Below are 22,322 nucleotides of genomic sequence, written 5' to 3' on the forward strand. Positions count from 1 at the left end.
TGGCCAGCCACCCCATCGTCACACGCGTTGCGTCGCGGCCTTCAAGGCAGCTTTCGCCGCGGCGGAGGCACCGAGTTTGTCCAAACCGAACAGTGCGGCTCCGACAACCGGGTTCACCTCCACCACGCGCACCCTCGCCCGTGGCGCCACTTTCAGGCACCGCCGTTCGATGTCCGCGATCACGGACGCGCCGACCCCGGTCAGCACGCCGCCGCCGAGGATGACCTCGGGAGCGGCCGTCGTGAGGTCAAGACGGCGCATGATCGCGGCCACCAGCAAGCTCACTTCCTCGGTGAACCGGGTCACGACGTCCTGCGCGACCTCGTCACCGGCGGCGGCTACCTCGAACAACAGCGGGCAGAGGCCGTGGATCGAGGCGGCGTCGATCTCCTCGAAATGCAGTCCCTGCACCACATCCAGCAGCGTCGCAGCATCGAAGTACTCCGCTACCGCCGATTCCAACGCAGTCTTCGGACCACGACCGTCCTCGGCACGGACCGCCCACCACAGGGCTTCCTCGCCCAGCCGATACCCGCCGCCCCAGTCGCCGGACACCTTGCCCAGCGCGGGAAAACGGTACGACCGGCCGTCCGGGGCGAAGCCAGCGCCGTTGATGCCCGCGCCGCACACCACCGCGACGCCGGTGCCGTCGGAGCTTCCGGCCCGCAGCAAAGCAAGCACGTCGTTGCCGACGTCCAAAGTGGAACTCCAGCCGCGCGCCGACAAAGCCTGGCGCAATGCCTCTTCCTCCCGGGGGAAGTCGAGGCCGGCCAGGTAGGCCGAGGTGTGCACGGCGAACGGCGGATCGGTCGGCAGTCCTCCAGCACGCAAGGCTTCCCGGACGAATTCTTCCAGTGCGGCAACACATCCGTCGACTCCGACGCGCTGGGGAGAAACGCCGGGGCCGCGGGACGCGCCGAGCACGACGCCGTCCCGCGAAACCACCAGCACCTCGGTCTTGCTGTTTCCCCCGTCGATCGCGACGACGGTGTCGCTCATGCCCGTGCCCAGCGCAGGAAATCCCGGTTGCGGGCGACGAGTTCGTCGGCGAGCTGGTCCGCCTTCGCGTACTGGCCGACGAGCGGGTGCGCGAGCAACGCGTCCGCGACCCGGTCCCGGCCGCCCTTGATCGCCGCATCCAGGGCCAGGTATTCATACGCCGTGACCCCGGCGATCAGCCCGGCGAACCGCGGGTCGACCGGAGGCTGCGGAATCGGGGTCGCGCCTGTGGAATCCACAGTGGACGAGACCTCGATGACCGCGTCGTCCGGGAGGAAATCGAACGTGCCGTTGTTGCGCACGTTCACCACGTGTTCCTCGCCGGCACCGCCGGAAGTCAGCGCGTGCACGAGCTGCACCGCCGCCTCCGAATAGTACGCACCGCCGCGTTTCTCCAGCGATTCCGGCTTCGTGACCTGCTCCGGGTCGAGATAGACCTTCAGCAGTTCTTCCTCGACATCGCTGACCACCTCGGCACGCGGACGCTCGGTCTGCTGCTTCGCGACCTGTGCGTCGTGCGAGTAGTAGTACTTGAGGTAGTAGGACGGCACGGCCCGCATCCGCCGCATCCACTCGACCGGCACGCTGACCTCTTCGCCGAGGTATTCCGCGTGCTGGGCAAGGAGTTCCGGCAGCCGGTCGACGCCGTCGACCAAGACCCCGCGCTCCCAGCTCAGGTGATTCAGTCCAGTGTGGATCAGCTTGACTTCGCCGGTGGAAGCACCGAGCAGCTTCGCGAACTTGCGCTGCAGGTTGATCGCGACGTTGCACAGGCCGACCGCGTGGTGGCCTTCCTGCAGCAGTGCGCGCGTGACGATGCCGACCGGGTTGGTGAAGTTGACGATCCAGGTGTCATCGCCCGCGATCTTGCGGACGCGTTCGGCGATGTCGAGGACCACCGGCACCGTGCGCAGCGCCTTCGCCAAGCCGCCCGCGCCGGTCGTTTCCTGGCCGACACATCCGCACAGGTGCGGGAATGTCTCGTCCGACGCACGGGCCTTCTGCCCGCCGACACGCAGCTGAATGAGGACCGCCGACGCGCCGTCGACACCCTCCTCCAGATTCGCCGTCGTGCGCACGCGGGCCGGATGCCCCGCGTGGTCCAGCAGCCGCTGGCTGAAATCGCCGACCGCTTCGACCCGGTAGGCGTCCGGGTCGATCAGCACGATCTCGTCGACGTCGAGCGAGGCCCGCCGTCCGGCGATGCCGTCGATCAGCTCCGGCGTGTAGGTGGACCCACCGCCGACCACTGCCAGTTTCATCCCTTGACTCCCGTGAACGTGATGCCCTTGACGAACGACTTCTGCGCGAACACGAACAGCACGATCACCGGCAGCATGATCAGCGCGGTGGCGGCCATCGTGAGGTTCCATTCGACGTGGTGCATGCCTCGGAAGGACGCGATCGCCAGTGAAAGCGGCCAGTTGTCTTTGTTCTCGCCGGTGTAGAGCAGCGGACCGAAATAGTCGTTCCAGGTGAACAGGAAGCAGAACATCGCGGTGGCCGCGATGCCCGGCTTCGCCATCGGGATCAGCACCCGCGTGAGCACCCGGAACTCGTTGCAGCCGTCGATCTTCGCCGCTTCCAGATAGTCCTTAGGAATGGTCAGAAAGAACTGCCGCAGCAGGAAGATCGAGAAGGCGTCGAAGAAGAAGTAGGGCACGATGAGCGGCACCAAGGTGCCGGTGAACCCGAGCCGTACCCACAGGTCGTACAGTGGAACGACGGTGACCTGCGGCGGCAGCATCATCGCGACGACGACGAGCATGAAGCACAGGTTTTGCCCGCGCCACCGCAGTTTCGCCAGCCCGTACGCCGCCGGGATCGCCGAGACGAGCGCCCCGACCGTCGCCAGCGCCGAGTACAGCAGGCTGTTGCCGAAGTACTCCAGCAACGGGGCCTTCTTGAACACCTCGACGAAGTTCTCGAAATGCCATTCCGTGGGCCACAGACTCGACGTCATCGCCTGGTCGCTCTTCATCACCGAGGTGAGGAAGACGAACAGCAGCGGCAGCATGAAGAGCACGCCGAGCGCGATGCCGATCGCGTGAGTGGCCACAAAGGACAGTTTCTTGTCCCAGCGCCGCTTGAACTTCTCCCGCGGATGCACCGGAGGAGCCGGACGCGGCGGTGCCGAAAGCGTCGTCATGCTCCCACTCCGCTCATGCGGGACACCCGCACCCGGTCGGGGCCATGAACAGGCTGCCGCAAGGGTATGTTCATGCCCCCTCCTCCTGATGTTGCGTCTTGCGCATCTGCCGCACCAGAATCCAGGTGAACCCCGCGGAGACCAGGAACAGCAGGACGGCCATCGCCGCCGCGTAACCCATGTTGAAGTACCGGAAACCCTGTACGTACAACCAGATCGGATACGTCAGCGTCGAGTTCTCCGGCGCGCCGATCAGTTTCGAGTTCCCCGCGACGTCAGCTGTCCCGGCGGAAGCGGAAGCGGCGACGATCGCTTGAGTGAAGAACTGCAGCGCGTAAATCATCGAGTTGACCACGCCGAACAACAGCACCGGCGAGATCGACGGAAGCGTCACGTGCCAGAACCGGCGCACCGGGCCTGCCCCGTCGAGTTCCGCGGCCTCGTACTGCTCCGCCGGAACGTCCAGCAACGCGGCCAGGATGATGATCATCAGCTCGCCCGAACCCCACAGCGCGAGCAGCGTCAGCGCGGGCTTCGACATTTCGGGGCTGTTGAACCACAAGCCGCCGTCAATGCCCACGAGCCGCAGGAATCGGTTCACCGGCCCGAATTCCGGATTGAACACGAAGACGAACGCAAGCGTCGCGGCCGCCGGCGGGGCGAGCGCGGGCAGATAGCAGAGCGTGCGGACAAGGCCGACGCCCGACTTCAGCCGCGAGATCACCGACGCCACGCCGAGCGAGAACAGCACCCGGCAGACGGTCAGGATGATCACCAGCCACAACGTGTTGTACGCGGCGGTTTTCACCAGCGGCTCGCTGGTGAACATGCGCACGTAGTTGTCGAACCCGATCCACTGTGGAGGGTTGATCAGGTCGTAGCGGGTGAACGAGTAGAACAGGGTCGCGCCGAGCGGATAGGCGAAGAAGATGAGGAATCCGAGGGTGGCCGGCGCCATGAACCAGAACACCGTGCGCCTGCGCTTGGCCCGGGGAGACCCCCTCCGCGCCTGGTTCGGCGCGGAGGAGGTTCCGGATTCCGCCGCGGTCAGCGTGGTCATCCGCCGGCGCCCTTCTGCGCCAGTTCGTCGTTGATCTGCGCGTCGACCTTCTTGAGGCCCGCCTCCAGGTCCGGCACCGACCCGGCCTGCCACTTCTCGGCGAAGTCGTTGACCGCCTTGAGGAACGCGTCGCCGATCGGCGTGGTCGGGTTGGCGACCAGCTTGCCGCTGTTGTAGATGTCGGTGAAGGTCTTGAACTGCGGCGGCATCTTCAGGTTCGGCGAGTTGAGCGAGTCCTTCGTGCTGGGCACGTTGTTGAGGCCGTTGGCCATCTCGACGAGGGTGTCGGTGTCGAGCGAAGCCTGCTTGATCAGCTCCCACGCCGCGCCGGGGTTCTTCGCGCCCTTCGGGATCGCGATGATCGTGCCGGTGCCGAACCCGCCGCCGTACTGGCTGGCCAGGCTGTCGAGCACCGGAGCGGGTGCGGTGCCGTAGTCGAGCGAGGGCACCTGGTCCTTGATGAACGCGGTGCGGAACTCGCCGTCGTAGATCATCGATAGCTTGCCGGTCTGGAAGCCATTGTCCTTCGAGTATTCGTCACCGAGACCGGCCTTGAACTTCTCGACCTTCTCGTGGCCGCCGTAGAAGTCGATGAGCTTCTTCTGGAATTCGAACATCTCCTTCCAGCCGGGGCTGGAAGCGAGCGACGATTTGCCGTCCGGACCCATGAACTTGGCCCCGAAGTTCGGCGCCCAGTACTGCGCCTGGTTGGCGTAGAACGGCATCGACGGCAGGAAGCCCGCGGTCTTGATCGAACCGTCCGGGTTGAACTCGGTGAGCTTCTTGACGTCCTCGAACAGTTCCGTGGTGTTCTTCGGCGGGCCGGCGATGCCCTTGGCCGCGAACTGCGTCTTGTTGTAGAAGAACCCGTACACGTCGGCGAGCATCGGCATCGCGCACCGCTTGCCCTGGTACGACGTGTAATCGCGGACCGCCTGCGGGATCTGCTCGAGATCGATCTTGTCGCGCTCGATATAGGGCTTCAGGTCCTGGAAGCTGCCGGTCGAGCACCACGCGCCGAGGTTGTCGGTGTAGAACGAGATCGCCACGTCCGGCGGGTTCCCGCCGCGGATCGACTGGGTGAGCTTGTCGTCGTCCTGGTTCCCCTCGTGCTTGATGGTGATGTTGGGGAACTTCGCCTTGAGCTTGTCCAGCGCCTTCGTGACGACGCCGTACTCGCGGTCGGTGAACTTGCTGTAGACGGTGATGGTGAGCTTGTCGTCCTTGTTCGGCGGCGCCGCGGCGTCACCGCCGCCGGCGGGCGCGGCGGCACCGCACGCGGCGGTCGCCAGCAGCGTGCTCGCCGCGACGGCGCTGAGCAGCAGAGATCCGCGCTTTCGCGCGAGTCTCCGGATGCGGGTGGGAGCGGACATGAACCCTCCTGTCCTTCGGGTGGGTCTACTCGGTCGGGGACGGGGCTAGCTCTCCGGCGGACCGGCGCGGCCCGAGGAGCGTGGGGGTGACGACGCCGAAGACGTCCTCACGGGCGGTGGCGAGCGCGGACTGCAACGCACCGGCGCGCACCGCGTTGCCCTGCACCGAAGCGACGCCGACGGGCGTGCGCGGCAGGACCAGTTCGTGCAGTTTTTCCGCGACGACGGCCGCGAACTCGTCGCCGCCGGCGCGGCTGGTCTCGCCGCACAGCAGAATGAGCTGCGGGTCGGCGACCGCGACGAGGCTGGCGACCCCGCTGGCGACGCGCCGCGCGAGATCGTCCAGAAATCCTTGGTGCGCACCGCGACGCGCCTGGGTGACGGCGTCCCATCCGCTGTCCGCGGAGATGCCGTGCGCCTTCGCGAGCCGGGTGATCGCGGCCGAGTCGACCAGGTTGCCGAACCGGGCGCCCGCCTGCGGCCAGCGGTCGCCAGTGTCCACAGTGGCCGCGTCCGGGACGCGCATCCAGTCGATCTCGCCGCCGCCACCGGTCGCGCCGCGCAGCAGCCGCCGTCCGATCACGACCGCGCCACCGACGCCTTCGGACAGCCAGACCAGCACGAAGTCGTCGACGTCCTGCGCGTTGCCGACGGTCATTTCCTCAACGGCGACAAGGTTTACGTCATTTTCGATCTTGACCGTCACGCCGAGTTCGTCGCTCAGCCGTTTCGGCACGTTGAACCCGAGCCAGCCCGGGATGTGCGGGGCCGAGGACAGCAATCCGGTACGCGGGTCGAACGCGCCCTGCGCGCCGATGACCACATTGGCCAGATCGTCGAGCTGCAGGCCCGCGGCCTTGGCGACCCGGCGCAGCGCCTGGCCGAACGAACCGACGACGTCCGCGTCCTCGGCCACCGGAAGCTGCACGCGGTACTCGGCGAGCACGGCCCCGGCGACGTCCGCGACCACGAAGTCGGCGACCTGCGGGGTGAGGTCGACGGCCGCGACGTGCGCGAGGCCGCCGTTGACCGCCCACAGCTGAGCGCGCGGTCCGCGTCCGCCGCCGGCGCGCTCCCCGGCTTTGCCGACGAGGTTTTCCTGCTCCAGCCGGGTGAGCAGCTGTGCGGTGGCGGGTTTGGACAACCCGATGGCGGCCTCGAGCTCAGCCCGCGTGAGCGGCCCGTTCCGCAGCAACGCCTCGATCGCCGCGCGGTCGTTCATCTCGCGCAACGTTCGCGGACTGCCGGCACGCACCTGGCTGCTCCTTTATTAGGAAACTTTACAGACGGTTTTCCGGGACTGTAGTGAGCGCGGCCACACGGCGTCAATGGGCTCGGGAAACAGCGGGGTAACGGCTTGGTACCGCGGGATGTCGGCGACCGGCACAGGGTGACCGGACGGGCGCGGACCGTACGCGGTCCAGACCAGCAGTGCCGGGTGGTCCGGGGACGCGGTGGCTCGAGACGGAGCCAGCTACGCGTTCAAGCTGCGCGGCGAAGGCCGACGGCAGCTGGGTGGTTGAGCAAAACTTTCCGGAACCAGGTGCGGGCCCGCGATCCAGGCCCGCACCTGTCCGTCACTCCTCAGCGTCCGCCCAGGCCTTGAGCATGACGCGGGCGATCGACGAGTTCCCCGGCAGCAGCAGATTCGACGCGCCGCCGGCGATCGGCGTCGGCACCCCGGTCCCGGCGTTGCGGAACGCGGCCCGGACGTCCTCGCGGGACACCCACAGCGCTTCCTCGATCTCGCCCTCGGCCGGGACCAGCGGCGCGTTGCGGTCCGCGCGCGCGGTGAAGCCCAGCATGATCGACCGCGGGAACGGCCACGGCTGGCTGCCCAGGTACCGCACGTCGCGGACCTCGATCCCGGCCTCCTCCCGGATTTCGCGGACGACACAGCCCTCCAGGGACTCCCCCGCCTCCACGAATCCGGCGAGCACCGAATACCGGTCCGGCGGCCAGATCGGCTGCCGCGCGAGCAACACGTGCGAACCGTTGACGCCGTCGAGGTCGTGCACCAGGCAGATCACCGCCGGGTCGGTGCGCGGGTATTCCTCGTGTCCCTTGGCTTCGCAGCGGCTGGCCCAGCCGAACTGGATCAGCTGCGTCGGCGAGCCGTCGCGGGAGCAGAAGCGCGACTGCCGCCGCCAGTGCCGCAGCGCCTGCGCGGTGGTGAACAGCCCCGCCGACGTGTCGTCCAGCCGCTCGCCGTATCCGCGCAGCTCGACCCACAGTTCGCCGTTGGCGCGCGGGACCTCTTCGATCACGCCCCAGCTGCCCGCCAGCCGCACGCTGTCGACGTCGCCCTCGATGCTGCCGGGCAGCGACCAGTAGTCGACGTCCTCCCATTCGCCGAGGAACACCGCGTCGGCGGGCGGTTCGGTGCCGAAGTCCATCGCCTTGCGGGTGGCCAGCGCGGAGCTGCCCTCGACGACCGGAGTCCGGCCCTTGTCGTCGAGCAGCACCACGCGGGCTTCCGACCATTTCGCGGCGAGCCGCTCCGGGTTGGTGCGCAAGGTTTCCTGACGGTCCGCTGTGGAACGCGACAGGGTCGGCAGGGCCCCTAGTTCGAACGGAACGCTCATCAGTCCTTCTCGCTTGCCGAAACGCCGAGCGCGGCCAGCTTCGGCGCGAGCAGGTCCGCGTCGCCGACCACTACGCCGGTGAACCGACCCGGCGCGAAGAACTCCGCCGCCGCTTCGGCGACCTGGTCCGCGGTGACCGCCGCGAGCCGCTCCGGGTGGCTCTGCAGCCACTCGATGCCGAGGCCGTTCGACGCCAGAGCCATCAGCTGCCCGGCGAGCCCGCTCTGGGAGGACGTGCCGGTGACGAGCGAGCCCATCGCGTACTGCCGCACCGATTCGACCTCTTCGGCCGTCGGCGGCACCGTGCCGAGCCGGAACAGCTCGTACCGGGTTTCCAGGTACGCCGCCGCGGTGACCTCGTTGGCCGTGTCCGCGTCCACGTTGACGACTGCCGTGTCGCCGGTGAACTCGAAGCCCGAGTGCGCGCCGTAGGTGTATCCCTTGTCCTCGCGGATGTTTTCCACCAGCCGCGAGGAGAAGTACCCGCCGAAGGCCAGGTTCGCCAGCTGCAGCGCGGGATACCGCGGATCGACGCGCGGCACGGTCTGCGCGGACAGCCGGATCTGCGACTGCACCGCGCCGGCGCGCGGCACGAGCAGAACGTTGCCGCCGGTCAGCTCGGGCAGCGGCGGCAGCACGACAGCCGAGCGGTCCGACTTCCAGCCGCCGAGCGCACGCTCCAGCTCGGCCGGAACCTCTTGCGGGTCAAGGTCTCCGACCAGCACGAGCACGGCGCCGCGCGGCAGCACCGAAGCGTTGTGCAGCGCGCGCACCTGCTCGGCGGTCACCTCGGCGACGTCCTCGGCCTGCGGGACCTCGCGCGTCGCCGGGTGGTCGCCGTACCGGTGCTTCTGCAGTGCTTCGCGCGCGATGGTGCGCGGCTGCGTCCGTGAGACCGCGATGCGCTCGATCAGCCGTTCCCGCTCGCGCGCGACCTCCGCGTCGCCGTACGTGGCGCCGGTGAGCACGTCGCCGAGCACGTCCAGCAGCGTCGGCAGGCCTTCGGACAGCGCGGTGCCGCCGAAGTACAGCCGTTCCGGGTCCACGCCCGTGTTGAGATCGCCGCCGATCAGCGCGACCTCGGCGTCGATTTCCACCCGGTCGCGCCGCGCGGTGCCGGTGAGCACGGTTTCCGCGAGCACCTCCGCGGTCGCCGCGTGCATCCGGTCGTCTCCCGCGAACGGGATCCACAGCCGCAGCTCGACCATCGGAACGCTCGCCTTGCGCACCGCGAGCACGCGCAGCCCGTTGGAGAGCGTGGTGTCCACATGGGACAGATCGGCGGCGGCGCGCTGGTGGCCCAGCGGGGGCAGCGGACGCGGTCCGGCCGCGGTGCGGCCGATCTCCTCGGCGCTGCGGTGTGCGGCTTTGACCTGTTCAGCCGAGGTCACTGTTCCGTCCCTTCGGTGCTTGCGGGATTCACGACGAGCACGGCGCGCGCGTCCGGGCGCATCGCCTTCGCCGCCGCCGACACAGCCTCGCCGGAGACCGCGGACAGCCGGTCGGCGAGCTGGTAGACCAGCGACGCGTCGCCGTAGAGCAGTTCGAACGCGCCGAGCGCCAGCGTGCGCGACACGAGCCGGTCGTGCTCCGCGTGCAGGCTCGCCGCCCAGCGCGCGGTGACCTTCCTCAGTTCCTGGTCGTCCGGCGGTGTGGACGCGAGCTTCTCCAGCTCCTCGTCCAGCGCGGCCAGCACGCGCTCGCGCGGCACCTCCGGCGGATGGATCGCGGTGATGGTGAACGTGTCCGGATCACGCGCCTCGAACGGGCCGAACAGCCCGGCGCCCGCCCCGATGTCGACCACCAGCGGTTCGACGTGCACCAGCCGCTGCTGCAGCCGCGAGCCGTCACCGTCGGTGAGTACGCCGGCCAGCACCAGGTACGCGAGGTAGCCGTCGAGGTCGTTGACCGGGTCCGGCATCCGGTAGCCGACGGCCAGCGCGGGCAGCGGCGCGTGCGCGTCGGTGTGCTCGCCGGTCAGCTGTGTGGTGGGCAGCGGCTCGAAGAACGACGGGCGGACCGGAGCCGGCCGGTGCGGGACGTCGCCGAAATGCTTCTGGATGAGCGCCTTCGCGTTCTCCACCTCGAAGTCGCCGGCGACGGTCAGCACCGCGTTGGCCGGCGAGTAGAAGGTGTCGAAGAAGGCGGCGCAGTCGTCCAGCGTCGCGCCCTCGAGGTCTTCGAACGCGCCGTAGCCGTCGTGCGCGTTGGCGAAGGTGGAGTACAGCACCGGCGGCAGCAGGATCCACGGGAACCCGCCGTACGGCCGGTTGCGGACGTTCAGCCGGATTTCCTCCTTGACGACCTCGATCTGGTTCGCCAGGTTCTCCGCGGTCAGCTTCGGCGCGCGCATCCGGTCGGCCTCGAGGAACAGCGCGCGCTCCAGCGCCGCCGCGGGCAGCACCTCGTAGTAGTCGGTGTAGTCCGGGTGCGTGGAACCGTTGAAGGTGCCGCCGCTGGACTGCACGTGCCGGAAGTGCGCCAGTTTCTCCAGGCTTTCGCTGCCCTGGAACATCAGGTGCTCGAAGAGGTGCGCGAAACCGGTCAACCCCTCCGGCTCGGAGCGGAAGCCCACGTCGTAGTGCACGCTGACCCCGACCACCGGCGCGGTCGGGTCAGGAGCGAGCACCACGCGCAGACCGTTGTCGATCGTGAAACGGAAGAGCTCGGGATCGGCCATGCCCTCCACCCTACGCAGGCGCGGGCGTCTTCGGCTCGTCCGGTCGGAGGTGCCTCGCACCCTCGAACGCGACGGTCAGTGCGGCCACGAATTCCCTGGTCCGCGCCAACGTCGCCGCTTCCTCGGCGGAGGCGCCGTACCAGTACGCCGATAGCGAACAAGCGTTAACTTGCCAAGCGTCTGCTTCCCCCAGCGCATACGCGTACGGGAGCACGCGAGAGACGAGCAGTTCGTCGTCCGGTGTCTCCATCGTGAGCAGCTGTGCGTTGAGGCCGAGAAGGCGGTCTCGGAGGTCTAGGCCTGCCTCCGTCCGCTCCGGCAGGAGGCGAGCGGCTGCAGTCACCACGATGCCGGTGGCGAGAAGCACCAACCCGAGTTGCGCGTAACCGACGGTGAACGCCAGCAGGATGGTGAGGAAGACGCCGTACCCACATAGCCGCGGGCCGACCTTCGACAGTCGCTTCGGGGAGCGCCAGCCGCGACGGACAGTGTCGGCGATCAGCTCGCGTACGCCTGCTTCGCGTACTTCGGCGAGCGTCGCGGCTTCGCCGGGCACAGCCGCTGTGTACACCGCGCGCTCGAAGGCGGTTAGGTGTTCGTCGGGCGGGTTGCGGCGTACGAGCACCCAGTTGCGCGGGCCGTCTTCGCTGACCCATAGGTAGTTACGGACGCATAGGTCGAGCACAGTCGCGGCTAGGTCGACGGAGCTGACGCGTCCGGTGAGAAGCAGTCCTACGTGTCCAGGGAGCACGCCGTCCGGCGAAGAGAAGCGGCCGTTGTCGAGGAGCTGTACGGGAGTGGCGCGGCCAGGCTGTCGGTCACGTCGGCGGCGTACGAACACGGCGATGGCGCCGGCGATCGACAGCACGGCGAAGGCCAGCCATGCCCACCACACCGGCGCGGTCGCGGCGAAGGGGCCGGTGGGGATGAGCTTCTCGGTCGCGGCGACAGTGCCGCCGGGGAGTTCGGCGGTCAGCTGCACGCGCGAGCCGGGCTGGAGGTTCGGCACCGAGACGCGCGTCAGGCCGGAGTGGTCGATCTGCGCGGCACCGCAGTGGGTCGTCGAATCGGGCGGACCGGCGAGGCAGCTGAGCGCGTCGGGAACGGCGGGGGCGGCGAAGGTCGCGCGGACCAGCTCGAGACGGGTGTCCCAGCCACTGGCGACGTCCCAGGTCACGTGCTCGACGCCGAGGCTCGTGCCGACCGCACCGTCCACTGTGTACCGCAGCACGGACGTTCCGCCGCGCAGGTAGAAGGTCACCTGGTCGTTGCCGGACTCGGCGTTGCCCGCGCCTTCGACGCTGATGTTGCGGATGCCGAGCACGCGGGCATTGGCGCGCAATGGGATGGTGCGGGTCATCGAGGTGTCGCGCGGCACCGACACTGCCTCGGTGACGGACAGACTGCCGTCACGCTGGACCTTGAGCGCTACTTCGACGCTCTGCGGCAAGCCGGGCAGGGACGGCTGGTCTTGCGCCGCCGCGGGTGTCGCACAGAGAAACGGAATCATCAGCAGGGCGGCGAGTTTCATTGCGCGGACACCGCCGAGCGACGTTCGGCCAGCGTTTGGATCGCGTCGATCTCTGTCGCCAGTGGGGATTCGACGCGTTCAGCCGGAGTGCCCAGTGCGCCGCCGCTTCGGGTTTGCGGCGGAACTAGTGGAGCGGCCGCGAAGGTGACGAGCCCGGCGATCAGGACCGCGACGCCGATCAATGCCTCGCCGACCGTGACGGCTAGGACAACAGTGAGCACTATGCCTGCGAGAACGAGGGCGAGCCCGGCTCGGCGGACGTGGGGTTCCCGTGTGGACAGCCAGCCTTGGCGATGCGCTTCAGCGTCGAGAAGCGCTTTCAGCTCAGCCTGATCCGGCCGCGCGGCAGCGAGCGGACCCGCCGGGAAGGCGGCTTTGACAGCCTCCTCGAACGGCGTGAGCGGGTCGGCTTCGCTGTGAGTCACCTGGCCGTCGGCGATGTGCAGATGGCCGCGGGCGACGAGGTCGAGGACAGTGCCGGTGAGGTCGAGTTCGCCCCGCGCGACATACGCGACGTACGCAGGCGGCACGCCAGGAGCGGGCGGTCTGGTGCGGCGACGCAGCACGCTGGCCCCGACGAGCAGGTACAGCACCAAAGCGAGACCACTCAGGACGGTCGGGAATCCAGGCGCGAAGGCAGCCAACGGTCCAGCCGGGACGAACCGGGCGTTCTCCGGAAGCGGTCCGGTTTGGACGGCCAGGTCGATTCGCTCCCCTTGGCGCAGCATGTTCTGTTCGGCATGCGCTCCCCCGCTTCGCAGTTCGGAGAAAGTGCACTGCCGGGACGAACCGGGCTGACCGGCGTAACAGTCCGCTGTGGACACTCCGGGGGTGCTGAAGTCGGCGGCGACCCGGTCGAGTGCACGGTCCCAGCCGCCGGTGACCTGAAACCGCACCTGCCCGCCCGCGGCGACCGCACCGTCCACTGTGTACGTCAAAGTGGCTGGCCCGGTGACGGTGACCGTGGTTCCGTCGGCGGTGGCGGCACCGGAAAGATGCAGGTCAGTGATCGAGTAAAGCCGGTCCTCGTCGTCAGTGACCGGTACCCGCTCGGCGATGCGGTGGACGGCTGGGGCGTCGGTGACGATGCGCTCGATGACCGTGAGCTGGCCGTCCTGCGCAGTGGTGACGGTGACGTCGTCGGCGAGCATGTTCTCAGCTCGGCGGGGTGAAGGGGTTGTCGGACTTCGGCGGTGCCGGAGGCGGAACCGGCGGCGGCGCGGAGGCAGGCGGGCCGTACTGCATCGGCGCGATCCGGGCATGGTCGCGATTGCGGCGTTCGGCCAGCACCGCGGTGAGGAAGACCCACGGTGGCATTCCGTACGGCAGCGGGACCCCGATCGCCGCCGAAACCTGCTGTGCCAGCCCGAAGCCGAGCGATGCGGCGGCTTCCGGACGCAGATCATGGTAGCGGCCGAGGTACTGCCGGGCAGCCATGGCGAGGTCGTCGGTGAGGCCGCTGAGGTCGAAATGCGCGGCCCACGCTTCCAGGCCAGGCGGCACCACGAGGATCGCCTGCGCGGACTGCGGCACGCGTTCGCGAATCACCAGGGTGCCCGCGAGATAGTCGCCGACGCGGCGGCCGTTCGACGACGTCAGCGACACGATGACGGCCACCGCGCCGAGGAAGCCGAGCGCCCAGAAGTCGACGAAGAACCCGGCGAGCGCACGGGTCAGCGCGTGCCGGAAGCTGATCGGGCCGCCGTCGAGGCGCACCACGCGCAGGCCGAGCGCGAGTTTGCCGAGCGAACGGCCGCGGCTGAGCGTTTCGAACAGCACCGGGTAGCCGATCACCACCAGCACGAACGCGGTCAGCATCAGCGCGACGGTGAGCGCCGAGTCGAACGACCCCGCGGTCAGCATCAGCGCGACCAGCACGAGCAGCAGCAACGCGGCCTGGACGAGGCCGTCGAGCAGCATCGCGACCGCGCGGCTGGCGAGCTTCGCCACCCGCAGGTCGAGGACGACGGCCTCACCGGTGACGAGATCGGACTCTTCCTGCACGAGGCCAGCGTAGAGCGCCTGGCACTATCCTTGGCGGCGGAGGAGGTGGCCGGTGGACGTCGACGTGTTCGTCGCGGCGCACAGCGCGGAATGGAACCGGCTCGGCGAGCTCGCCGGACGCCGCAGGCTGACCGGCCAGGAGGCGGACGAGCTGGTCACGCTGTATCAGCGCACGGCGACGCATCTGTCGATGATCCGCTCGACCGCGCCCGACCCGGCCCTGCTGGCGAGGCTGTCGGCGCTGGTCGCGCGCGGCCGTTCGGCGGTGGCTGGCTCGCACAGCCCGGCGTGGCGCGAGGTCGGGCTGTTCTTCACCCGGCGCTTCCCGGCCGCGGTGTACCTGAGCCGCCGCTGGTGGATCCCGGCGGCGCTGCTGTCGGTGGCGGTGATGGCGGTGCTGGGCGCGTGGATCGCCGGCGACCCGCAGGTGCGCGCGTCGCTGGTCTCGCCGGACGAGGTGAAGGCGATGACCGCGCCCGGCGGCCAATACGAGACGTACTACTCGAACGGCCCGGCGGCGTCGTTCGCGGCGAAAGTGTGGACGAACAACGCCTGGGTCGCGGCGACGTGCCTGTTCCTGGGCGTCGCGCTCGGCTTGCCGGTGATCGCCGCGCTGTGGATGAACTCGCTGAACGCCGGGGTCGCGATCGGCCTGATGTCCTCCGCAGGCCGCGGCGACGTGCTGCTGGGCCTGCTCCTGCCACACGGCCTGCTGGAACTGACGGCAGTGTTCATCGCGGCCGGGACCGGACTGAAGCTCGGCTGGACAGTCGTGGACCCGGGCCGCCGGTCGCGAAGCGCGGCACTGGCCGAGCAGGGCCGTTCAGTGGTGGTCATAGCGCTGGGGCTGGCGTGCGTGCTGCTGGTGTCGGGAGTGATCGAGGCGTTCGTGACACCGTCCGGCTGGCCGACGTGGCTGCGGATCGGCATCGGAGCGGTGGTGGAGCTGCTGTTCCTGACGTACGTCTTCACGCTCGGACGACGTGCTGCCCGAGACGGCGAAACGGGCGACGTGGACCGCCGTGCCGCTGGCGACTTCCTTCCCGAAGCTGGCTGAGAAGTCCGTGAAGGGCTCCTTGAAGGAATCTCATTCCCTCAAGGAGCCCTTCACGGACCTACAACCGGCCCGCCGCCTTCAACGCCAGGTACCGGTCTGCCAGCGCGGGCGGCAGCTCCTCCGGAACCGCGTCCACGACACCGACCCCGTGCCGCGTCAACCACGCCACTGACGATTCCCGATCCGCCAACGCCCGCTCCGCCGCGGCAGCGTCGTAAACCGCCTCCGCGGAGCCTCGCGAAGCCGCCATCTCCGCGACCCTCGGGTCCGCCACCGAGGCCACCAGGACCTCGTGCCGAGCCGTCAACGAGCCCAGCACCGGGAACAGCCCTTCCTGCAACGGTGCCGGTTCCAAGCCGGTCAACAGCACCACCAAAGCCCGCCGACGCGTCCGTCGCAGCACTTCCGCGACCATTCCCCGCGCGTCCGTCTCGACCAGCGACGGTTCGATCGTGGCCAAGGCGTTCACCAGAGACGGGGTCGAAGCGTTCGGGACGGAAGCCCGCACGCGCCGGTCGTACGCGACCAGATCGACCCGGTCCCCCGCCCGGGCAGCCAGCGCGGCCAGCAAAAGCGCCGCGTCCATCGCCGCGTCCAGCCGCGGCGCGTCGCCGACTCGACCGGCTGAGACGCGGCCGGTGTCCAGCACCAAAACCACCTGCCGGTCGCGTTCCGGACGCCACGTCCGCACCATCACGTCGGACGCGCGGGCCGTCGCGCGCCAGTCGATCGACCGGACGTCGTCGCCGATCACATATTCGCGCAGGGAGTCGAATTCCGTTCCCTGGCCCCGGATCAGCACCGCGTTGCGGCCGTCCAGCTGCTGCAGCCGAGCCAGCCGCGAAGGCAGATGCTTGCGGCTGTGGAACGGCGGCAGCACCCGAACCGTCCATGGCACCTCGTGCGAACCCTGCCGCGCGGCCAACCCCAGCGGGCCGGCCGCGCGCACGGTCACCCTCGCCGCAATACGGTCGCCGCGACGGGTCGGCAGCAGCGCGGTCGTCAACGCACGTCGTTCGCCGGACGGAACCACCAGCGAGTGCCGGTCGTCGGCACCAGCGCTCGGCGGCCAGGCGTCCCGCAAGGAGCCGCGAACGGTGCGCCGACCGGGGTTCGTCACGGTCAGCGTGACCTCGGCAGGCTCGCCCAGCCGGACGGAAGTGGTGCCGCTGCGCGAAAACCGCAGCGCGCGCACGCTCCCGGCCAGCGCGAGATCCACGACGACCAGCACCAGCAGCACCGCGATCACCACCGCGACGCCGGTGCCGGACGGGAACAGCAGCCCGACCACCAGCGCCCCCAGGAGCGCCAGCAGCCCGAGCCGCCCGGTGACGGCCATTTAGCGCGGCACCGGCACGGAGGCCAGCACCCGGTCGAGGACGCCGTCCGAGGTCACGCCTTCGAGTTCGGCTTCGGGCCGCACATCGAGACGGTGCCGGAGAGCGGGACGGGCGAGCGCCTTGACGTCGTCCGGCGTCGCGTAATCCCGGCCGGACAGCCAAGCCCACGCGCGCGTCACGGCGAGCAAAGCCGTTGCACCGCGCGGGGAAACGCCGATGCGCACCGCCGGAAGCTCCCGCGTCGCGCGACAAAGGTCGACGACGTAGCCGATCACTTCAGGACCGACAGTCACCTTCGCGACCGCCTCCCGCGCGGCAGCGAGTTCCGCCGCCCCGGCTACCGGACGCACGCCCGCCGCGGCGAGGTTCCGCGGGTCGAAACCCTGTACGTGCCGCCACAGAATGCCGATCTCGTCCTCGCGCGACGGAGCCGGCATGGTCAGCTTCAACAGGAACCGGTCCAGCTGCGCCTCGGGCAACGGGTAGGTGCCCTCGTACTCGACCGGGTTCTGCGTCGCGATGACCACGAACGGATCCGGCAGCGGACGCGAGACGCCGTCGATCGACACCTGGCGCTCCTCCATCGCCTCCAGCAGCGACGACTGCGTCTTCGGCGGCGTCCGGTTGATCTCGTCGGCCAGCAGCAGATTCGTGAACACCGGGCCCTCGCGGAAGGAGAACTCGCCGCTGTGCGCGTCGTACACAATGGACCCGGTGACGTCGCCCGGCATGAGGTCCGGCGTGAACTGCACGCGCGTCGTCTTCAGGTCCAGCGACGCGGCCAACGCGCGCACCAGCAACGTCTTCGCGACGCCGGGCACGCCTTCCAGCAGCACATGCCCTCGGCAGAGCAGCGCGAGGATGAGCCCGGTGACGGCCGCGTCGTTGCCGACCACAGCCTTCCCGACCTCGGTGCGCAACGCGATCAGGGCCGCCCGCGCGTCCTGCATCTGTTCGGTACTCACGAACGCTCCACCTCTCGTTCCACCGCGTCCAGTTCGTTCGCCAGCCGCACCAGCGCCGCCTCGTCGGACGGCGACGGGCCGTACAGCACCGCCCCGACCTCGTTCGGCGCCCGGCCGGTCCGCGCGCTCACCGTCTCCACCACCGCGGGCGGACCGGCGTCGCGCGGCAATCCCAGTCTCTTCCGCAGCCGCGTCCTGGCCGCCTCGCGCAAGGTTTCCGCCGCGTGCCCGGTCGCGCCGCCCCGCCGGTACAGCCGGGCCCGGCCCTCTGCCGTCTCCGCCGACCGCACGACCACCGGCAGCGGTTCGCGCACCACCGGCCCGAGCCGCCGCGCACGCCACAGTGCGAAAAGGACGATCGCGATTCCCGCGATCAGCGCACCGTATCGCCAGCCGGGCGGGATCAGGTCCACGAACGGTTTCTTCTCGCCGTCCAGCGCGGGGTCCTCTGTGGACGGTACATACCAGACCAGCTGCCGATGATCGCCGAGCAGCCGCATGCCGAACGCCGCGTTGCCTTCCTTGGCGATCTGGTCGTTGGTGAAGGCCTCCGCCGAGCCGAGCACGGTCACCGTGCCGGTCCGGTCGGCCAGCTGCACGAAAGTCGGGTCGCCGTTGTCGCGGTAGCAGGTGCGCGCCGTCTTGTCGTCCGTCTGGTAATGACGTCCGCCAAGCGTGACCGAGCCCGCGCTGACCGCCGCACCGACCGTGCAATCCGGTTGCAGCGTACGGACTTCTCCCGCACCCGCCGAGGAAACTGTCGGCGCGGTCATGCCCAGCGCCGACGACCCGGGCGCGACGAGCACGAGGTGCGCGACGCGTCGGCGCAGATCGGCCAACCCGTTCGCTGGCACCAACTGCGGGTTGGTGATCAGCAGCGTTCCGCTGTCAGCGGCATCGCGAGCCTCGGCAAGCGAGTGCGCGGCGCGGACCTGAACGCCTTGCTGCTCCAGCAAATGCGCGAGAGCGTGGCTGCCTCGCGGTTCGTAGGAACCGGGGTCGAACTCGCCGCTGGTCTGCTTGCCGCGGCTGAGCACGATGGCCAGCGCGACGATCACAATCAGCAGGAGGAGCGCCAACGGAACCCGGGCGCTACGCCAGATTCGGCGCAGATCCGGCGAAACAGCTGTGCTCATGCGTCCGCCAGGACCGGTCGCGCGCGGCGGACGCGTTCGTCCAATTCGGACAGTGTGCGGTAACCGGCTTCGGTACCCGGCCGTCCGCCGTAGTGCACGTCGTCGAACTGCCGCGCGGCCGCCGTGAGCTCAACCGCCAGATCCGGCAGGAACCTCCCGGCCTCGGCGACCGCTTCGTCCGCGGTCCGGCCCGAGCGGGCGTCGAGCAGCGCCCGCTCTTCCATCCCCCGCACGAGCGCACGGAACCGATTGCGCACCGCGTCGGCGAAATCCCCGCGAGCAGCGGCTTCCTCGGCGGCCTTCCGGTATTCGTCCGCGGTCTGCCGCCGTCCGCTGAACACCTCGCCGGACGTTTTCGCGGACCGGCCGACCTTGCCCACTCGCAGCCGCACGACCACGATCAGCACGATCACCAGCGCCAGCACCAGGAGCAGGCCGAGCGGACCGCCGGGCACTCCGGACAACGCGTTGAACAGATCGGAAATCCGCTGCCCGAGCCACTGCCAGACGCGCTCGAGCAAGCCCGGCTGCGCGGCGGCGTAACCCGGGTCGGTCAGTTCCTGGATCGCCCGCAGCCGGGCGGGGTCCCGGTCGATGTCGACCGGGACGTCGGCGAGAAAACCGATCACCACGCCTGCTGCGGCGGTCGCGGCGGCTGAGGCGGGTTCAGCCCCGCCGCCCTGGCCAGTTCGATGTCCATGCCCTCGCGGCGCATCCGCTGGTCGATGTAGAGCACCACGGTGACCAGGGCGGTGAACGGCATGACGATCGTCTCCGCGATCACCTTGCCCACCGACTCCAGCACCAGTCCGCCGGTCGTCACCTTCGGCACGGTCGCCTGCGGGTTGAAGAGACCGCTGAACGCGCCCGAGCCGAGGCTGAACGGAACGTTGATGATCGCCGAGATCACCCAGCTGATCACGCCCGCCAGCAGCAGAACCCCGAACACCCGCCAGAACATCCCGGACACGAGCTGGCGCGACCGCGAGAACGCCTGTCCGATGGTGCCGCGTTCCAGCACCAGCGCGGGACCGGCGAGCGACCAGAAGACGTACGGCAGCACGGCGGGCAGCAGGCAGAACGCCGCGGCGACGATCGTGGCCAGCGTGTAAAGCACGGTGACCGCCAGCAGCGGCAGCAGGCGCGGCGCGGCTTCGCGCATCGCCGAACCGAAGTCGACCGGACGGCCGAGCACCGCCTTGCCCATCACCACGGTGAGAAAGCCGGTGAGGAAAGTCTGCGCCAGCATGGAGATCACGAGCGTCGGCAGCAGTGCGGTGAGCGTGGAGCCGAGCAGGCTGTACAGCGCGTCGAGCTGCTGTTGCTGCGTCGCGGCCGGGCCGAGCTGGGCGACCCGGTTGAAATCGGGCACCAGCCACAGCGTCGCGACGAGGTTCAGCCCCGCCGAGACCACCGCGACGATCGCGGACACCCCGAGAATCAGCAGCGGATACCGGCGGATCGCGGTGATCGCGCCGTCGAGGATGTCGCCGACGTTCAACGGGCGCAACGCGATCACGCCCGGTTTGCCCAGTCCGTTCGGGTTCCAGCCCGGGCCCGCGTTGCCGTAGCCGCCGCCGGGGTACTGCGGAAGCGGTTGCTGGCCTGGGGGTTGTCCAGGGGATTGCCACTGACCTGGCGGCGGGGGTGTCGCTCCGGGCGGCGGGAACGCGCCGGGGTGCAGGGTTTCCCCGAAGGGAGGGGTCGCGCCCGGCTGCGGCGGAGTGGTTCCGCCGCTTGGCTGCTGCGGCGCGCCAGCCGGGCTTCCCCCGCCTGGCTGCTGCGGCGCGCCGGGGTTTTCGCTGGCAGGCGACGGATTCGCGCCTGCCTGGTTCGCCCCGGCAGGCGGATTCGTCCCGGTCGAACCGGCGTTTTCGCTGGCGGGCGACGAAATTCCGGCGCCCGTGCCGGACGGCGAGGACGGGGTGTCCGTTTCGCCGGTCTTCGGCGGAGTGGCGGAGGACGCGCCGGGATCAGGACTGGCGAAGCCCCGGCTCGGCGTGGGCGTGTCGTCCCCCGGCCCGGGCGCACCGGGTGAATGTGTCATCGGAGCCCCTCGTTTGCACGGCCCTGCGGTTGCTGCCGTCACTCTTCCAGAGCCGTCCGCACCCGGCCAGACCTGGGGGGACGTCCGGACGAGGAGGCCGTCCGGAGAAGTGGTGCGGCGGGCCGCGCGTCCCCCGATATGCTGAATGGCAAGCCGGGGAACGCCCGGCCCGCGCCGAGACCCACCGGGACTGCCCTGATGACGCAACCGCCCTACGGCCAGGTGCCGCCTCGCGGGACCGTTCAACCGCCGCCGGTGCCGGGCCAAGGACCGGTGCCGCCGGGCCAGGCGCAAGGTTCCTACCAGGCACAGCAGGGTCAAGGGCAGTACCAGGGACAGCAGCCGCCGTATCAGGGCCCGCCGCCGGAGGGACCGCCGTGGCAGCAGCCGCCGCCGTCCTATCCGGTGCCGCCGCGCAAGCCGACCGGGCTGATCGTCGGGCTGTGCCTCGGCGCGGTCGCGGTGCTGGCGCTGGGCGTCGTCGCGATCGTTTCGCTGAACCGCGGGTCGGGGCCCAGCAACGCGGGCTACCAAGCCGCGCCGCCGTCGCCGTCGTCCGCCTATGAACTGCCGCCCACCAGCGGTTCGTCCACCCCCTCGAGCACGCCGGCCAGCCCGTCGGAAAGCCCGAGCACCTCCGCCAGCGCCGGCCCGCACAAGATCCTCAAGCTGGCCGACCACCCGATCCTGCAGGACCCCAACGCCGGCCTCCAGAACCTCGTCTGCAATCTGCCGCCGTGGACGAGCACGCAGGACGGCGCGGAAGCGTTCTTCACCGCCGCGAGCAAATGCCTCGACGCGGCGTGGGGCCCGTTCCTCGAGTCCTACAACCTGCCGTTCACGCCGCCCGCGCTGCACTTCCCGACCGGCCCGAGCTTCGACACCGAATGCGGCACCATCCAGGTCGGCATCGCGACCGCGGCGTACTACTGCGAGAACAACCTGTACGTCCCGTTCAAGGGCCTGCAGACGGATCAGTATGGCAACAATCCCGGCGTCTACCTGGCGTTGTTCGCCCACGAGTACGGCCACCACGTGCAGGAAGTCGCGGGCATCATGGACGCCGCGTGGCAGAAGATCTACGCGGCCGGGCAGAACAGCCCCGAGGGTCTCGACATGTCGCGCCGCAAAGAACTCCAGGCGCAGTGCTTCTCCGGAATGTTCCTGGGTGCGCACGTCGACCGCGGCGGCACGATCACCCGCGACATGTACAACAAGGCCTGGAACGACCAGGAAACGCGCGGCGACAACACTTCCCACAGCCACGACCACGGCACCAACGCGCACTACGCGCAGTGGTGGCGCGCCGGGGCGAAGGACAACCGGATCGCGGACTGCAACACCTTCGCCGCACCCGCGTCCGACGTCAGCTGATCCGCCACTGCGTTCGTAGTGA

Annotated in this window: 19 protein-coding genes; 2 read left to right on the forward strand and 17 right to left on the reverse strand. The window is 69.5% G+C overall.

Annotation, left to right across the window (positions count from 1 at the left end; genetic code table 11):
* Positions 1-18 precede the first annotated feature (18 nt).
* The 12 genes from H5411_RS18500 to H5411_RS18555 form a co-directional block, all read right to left on the reverse strand.
* On the reverse strand, positions 19-999 hold the full coding sequence (locus tag H5411_RS18500; protein ID WP_183124442.1) for an N-acetylglucosamine kinase: 981 nt from the start codon (positions 997-999) through the stop codon (positions 19-21).
* A complete protein-coding gene (locus H5411_RS18505; RefSeq protein ID WP_183124443.1) occupies positions 996-2,261 on the reverse strand; it encodes a 6-phospho-beta-glucosidase in 1,266 nt (421 codons plus the stop codon). The genes H5411_RS18500 and H5411_RS18505 overlap by 4 nt, the downstream gene beginning before the upstream one ends.
* On the reverse strand, positions 2,258-3,148 hold the full coding sequence (locus H5411_RS18510; RefSeq protein ID WP_101435701.1) for a carbohydrate ABC transporter permease: 891 nt from the start codon (positions 3,146-3,148) through the stop codon (positions 2,258-2,260). Before H5411_RS18510 ends, H5411_RS18505 begins: the two co-directional genes overlap by 4 nt.
* Before the next feature lie 70 nt (positions 3,149-3,218).
* Positions 3,219-4,208 (reverse strand): carbohydrate ABC transporter permease, encoded by a 990-nt coding sequence (locus H5411_RS18515; RefSeq protein WP_101435702.1) that lies wholly within the window; start codon positions 4,206-4,208, stop codon positions 3,219-3,221.
* A complete protein-coding gene (locus H5411_RS18520; protein ID WP_183124444.1) occupies positions 4,205-5,581 on the reverse strand; it encodes an extracellular solute-binding protein in 1,377 nt (458 codons plus the stop codon). The genes H5411_RS18515 and H5411_RS18520 overlap by 4 nt, the downstream gene beginning before the upstream one ends.
* Positions 5,582-5,606: 25 nt before the next feature.
* Positions 5,607-6,803: an ROK family transcriptional regulator gene (locus H5411_RS18525; RefSeq protein ID WP_101440771.1), complete on the reverse strand. Its 1,197-nt coding sequence runs from the start codon at positions 6,801-6,803 to the stop codon at positions 5,607-5,609.
* 355 nt (positions 6,804-7,158) lie between these two features.
* Complete coding sequence (gene nudC, locus H5411_RS18530) at positions 7,159-8,166, reverse strand: NAD(+) diphosphatase (RefSeq protein WP_101435704.1); 1,008 nt, start codon at positions 8,164-8,166, stop codon at positions 7,159-7,161.
* Positions 8,166-9,557, reverse strand: coding sequence for a M16 family metallopeptidase (locus H5411_RS18535; RefSeq protein WP_101435705.1), 1,392 nt, complete (start codon positions 9,555-9,557; stop codon positions 8,166-8,168). Before H5411_RS18535 ends, nudC begins: the two co-directional genes overlap by 1 nt.
* Positions 9,554-10,846 (reverse strand): M16 family metallopeptidase, encoded by a 1,293-nt coding sequence (locus H5411_RS18540; RefSeq protein ID WP_101440772.1) that lies wholly within the window; start codon positions 10,844-10,846, stop codon positions 9,554-9,556. Before H5411_RS18540 ends, H5411_RS18535 begins: the two co-directional genes overlap by 4 nt.
* Before the next feature lie 10 nt (positions 10,847-10,856).
* A complete protein-coding gene (locus H5411_RS18545) occupies positions 10,857-12,377 on the reverse strand; it encodes a DUF2207 family protein (RefSeq protein WP_183124445.1) in 1,521 nt (506 codons plus the stop codon).
* On the reverse strand, positions 12,374-13,528 hold the full coding sequence (locus tag H5411_RS18550; RefSeq protein ID WP_183124446.1) for a DUF2207 domain-containing protein: 1,155 nt from the start codon (positions 13,526-13,528) through the stop codon (positions 12,374-12,376). Before H5411_RS18550 ends, H5411_RS18545 begins: the two co-directional genes overlap by 4 nt.
* 4 nt (positions 13,529-13,532) lie before the next feature.
* Complete coding sequence (locus H5411_RS18555; protein ID WP_183124447.1) at positions 13,533-14,381, reverse strand: RDD family protein; 849 nt, start codon at positions 14,379-14,381, stop codon at positions 13,533-13,535.
* 52 nt (positions 14,382-14,433) lie between these two features.
* Here H5411_RS18555 and H5411_RS18560 point away from each other — a divergent pair, with 52 nt between their 5' ends.
* Positions 14,434-15,438, forward strand: a complete 1,005-nt coding sequence (locus tag H5411_RS18560; RefSeq protein WP_101435709.1) for a stage II sporulation protein M — start codon at positions 14,434-14,436, stop codon at positions 15,436-15,438.
* Positions 15,439-15,496: 58 nt separating this feature from the next.
* On the opposite strand, the gene H5411_RS18565 is transcribed toward H5411_RS18560, so the two are convergent.
* Genes H5411_RS18565 through H5411_RS47640 form a run of 5 tightly spaced genes read right to left on the reverse strand, consistent with a single transcriptional unit; the run spans position 15,497 to position 20,926 of the window.
* Entirely contained in the window at positions 15,497-16,777 is a 1,281-nt protein-coding gene (locus H5411_RS18565; RefSeq protein WP_101435710.1) for a DUF58 domain-containing protein, read from the reverse strand.
* Entirely contained in the window at positions 16,778-17,728 is a 951-nt protein-coding gene (locus H5411_RS18570) for an AAA family ATPase (RefSeq protein WP_101440773.1), read from the reverse strand.
* Positions 17,729-17,739: 11 nt separating this feature from the next.
* Complete coding sequence (locus H5411_RS18575) at positions 17,740-18,879, reverse strand: DUF4350 domain-containing protein (protein ID WP_101435711.1); 1,140 nt, start codon at positions 18,877-18,879, stop codon at positions 17,740-17,742.
* Positions 18,876-19,511 carry a DUF4129 domain-containing protein gene (locus H5411_RS18580; protein WP_167441892.1) on the reverse strand — a complete coding sequence of 212 codons (636 nt, stop codon included), beginning with the start codon at positions 19,509-19,511 and terminating at the stop codon, positions 18,876-18,878. The genes H5411_RS18575 and H5411_RS18580 overlap by 4 nt, the downstream gene beginning before the upstream one ends.
* Positions 19,505-20,926 (reverse strand): hypothetical protein, encoded by a 1,422-nt coding sequence (locus H5411_RS47640; RefSeq protein ID WP_246369053.1) that lies wholly within the window; start codon positions 20,924-20,926, stop codon positions 19,505-19,507. The genes H5411_RS18580 and H5411_RS47640 overlap by 7 nt, the downstream gene beginning before the upstream one ends.
* A gap of 198 nt (positions 20,927-21,124) precedes the next feature.
* Between H5411_RS47640 and H5411_RS18590 the strand changes: the two genes are divergently transcribed.
* On the forward strand, positions 21,125-22,300 hold the full coding sequence (locus tag H5411_RS18590) for a neutral zinc metallopeptidase (RefSeq protein WP_246369054.1): 1,176 nt from the start codon (positions 21,125-21,127) through the stop codon (positions 22,298-22,300).
* Positions 22,301-22,322 lie beyond the last annotated feature (22 nt).

Origin of the sequence: Amycolatopsis echigonensis, from assembly GCF_014174495.1 — a bacterium.
In the GTDB taxonomy this organism is placed as follows: domain Bacteria; phylum Actinomycetota; class Actinomycetes; order Mycobacteriales; family Pseudonocardiaceae; genus Amycolatopsis; species Amycolatopsis echigonensis.

Excerpts from the sequence above, each read along its gene's own strand:
- H5411_RS18500 (WP_183124442.1), bottom strand. The coding sequence starts at position 999 with ATGAGCGACACCGTCGTCGCGATCGACGGGGGAAACAGCAAGACCGAG.
- H5411_RS18505 (WP_183124443.1), bottom strand. The coding sequence starts at position 2,261 with ATGAAACTGGCAGTGGTCGGCGGTGGGTCCACCTACACGCCGGAGCTG.
- H5411_RS18510 (WP_101435701.1), bottom strand. The coding sequence starts at position 3,148 with ATGACGACGCTTTCGGCACCGCCGCGTCCGGCTCCTCCGGTGCATCCG.
- H5411_RS18515 (WP_101435702.1), bottom strand. The coding sequence starts at position 4,208 with ATGACCACGCTGACCGCGGCGGAATCCGGAACCTCCTCCGCGCCGAAC.
- H5411_RS18520 (WP_183124444.1), bottom strand. The coding sequence starts at position 5,581 with ATGTCCGCTCCCACCCGCATCCGGAGACTCGCGCGAAAGCGCGGATCT.
- H5411_RS18525 (WP_101440771.1), bottom strand. The coding sequence starts at position 6,803 with ATGAACGACCGCGCGGCGATCGAGGCGTTGCTGCGGAACGGGCCGCTC.
- nudC (WP_101435704.1), bottom strand. The coding sequence starts at position 8,166 with ATGAGCGTTCCGTTCGAACTAGGGGCCCTGCCGACCCTGTCGCGTTCC.
- H5411_RS18540 (WP_101440772.1), bottom strand. The coding sequence starts at position 10,846 with ATGGCCGATCCCGAGCTCTTCCGTTTCACGATCGACAACGGTCTGCGC.
- H5411_RS18545 (WP_183124445.1), bottom strand. The coding sequence starts at position 12,377 with ATGAAACTCGCCGCCCTGCTGATGATTCCGTTTCTCTGTGCGACACCC.
- H5411_RS18550 (WP_183124446.1), bottom strand. The coding sequence starts at position 13,528 with ATGCTCGCCGACGACGTCACCGTCACCACTGCGCAGGACGGCCAGCTC.
- H5411_RS18565 (WP_101435710.1), bottom strand. The coding sequence starts at position 16,777 with ATGGCCGTCACCGGGCGGCTCGGGCTGCTGGCGCTCCTGGGGGCGCTG.
- H5411_RS18570 (WP_101440773.1), bottom strand. The coding sequence starts at position 17,728 with ATGCAGGACGCGCGGGCGGCCCTGATCGCGTTGCGCACCGAGGTCGGG.
- H5411_RS18575 (WP_101435711.1), bottom strand. The coding sequence starts at position 18,879 with ATGAGCACAGCTGTTTCGCCGGATCTGCGCCGAATCTGGCGTAGCGCC.
- H5411_RS47640 (WP_246369053.1), bottom strand. The coding sequence starts at position 20,926 with ATGACACATTCACCCGGTGCGCCCGGGCCGGGGGACGACACGCCCACG.
- H5411_RS18590 (WP_246369054.1), top strand. The coding sequence starts at position 21,125 with ATGACGCAACCGCCCTACGGCCAGGTGCCGCCTCGCGGGACCGTTCAA.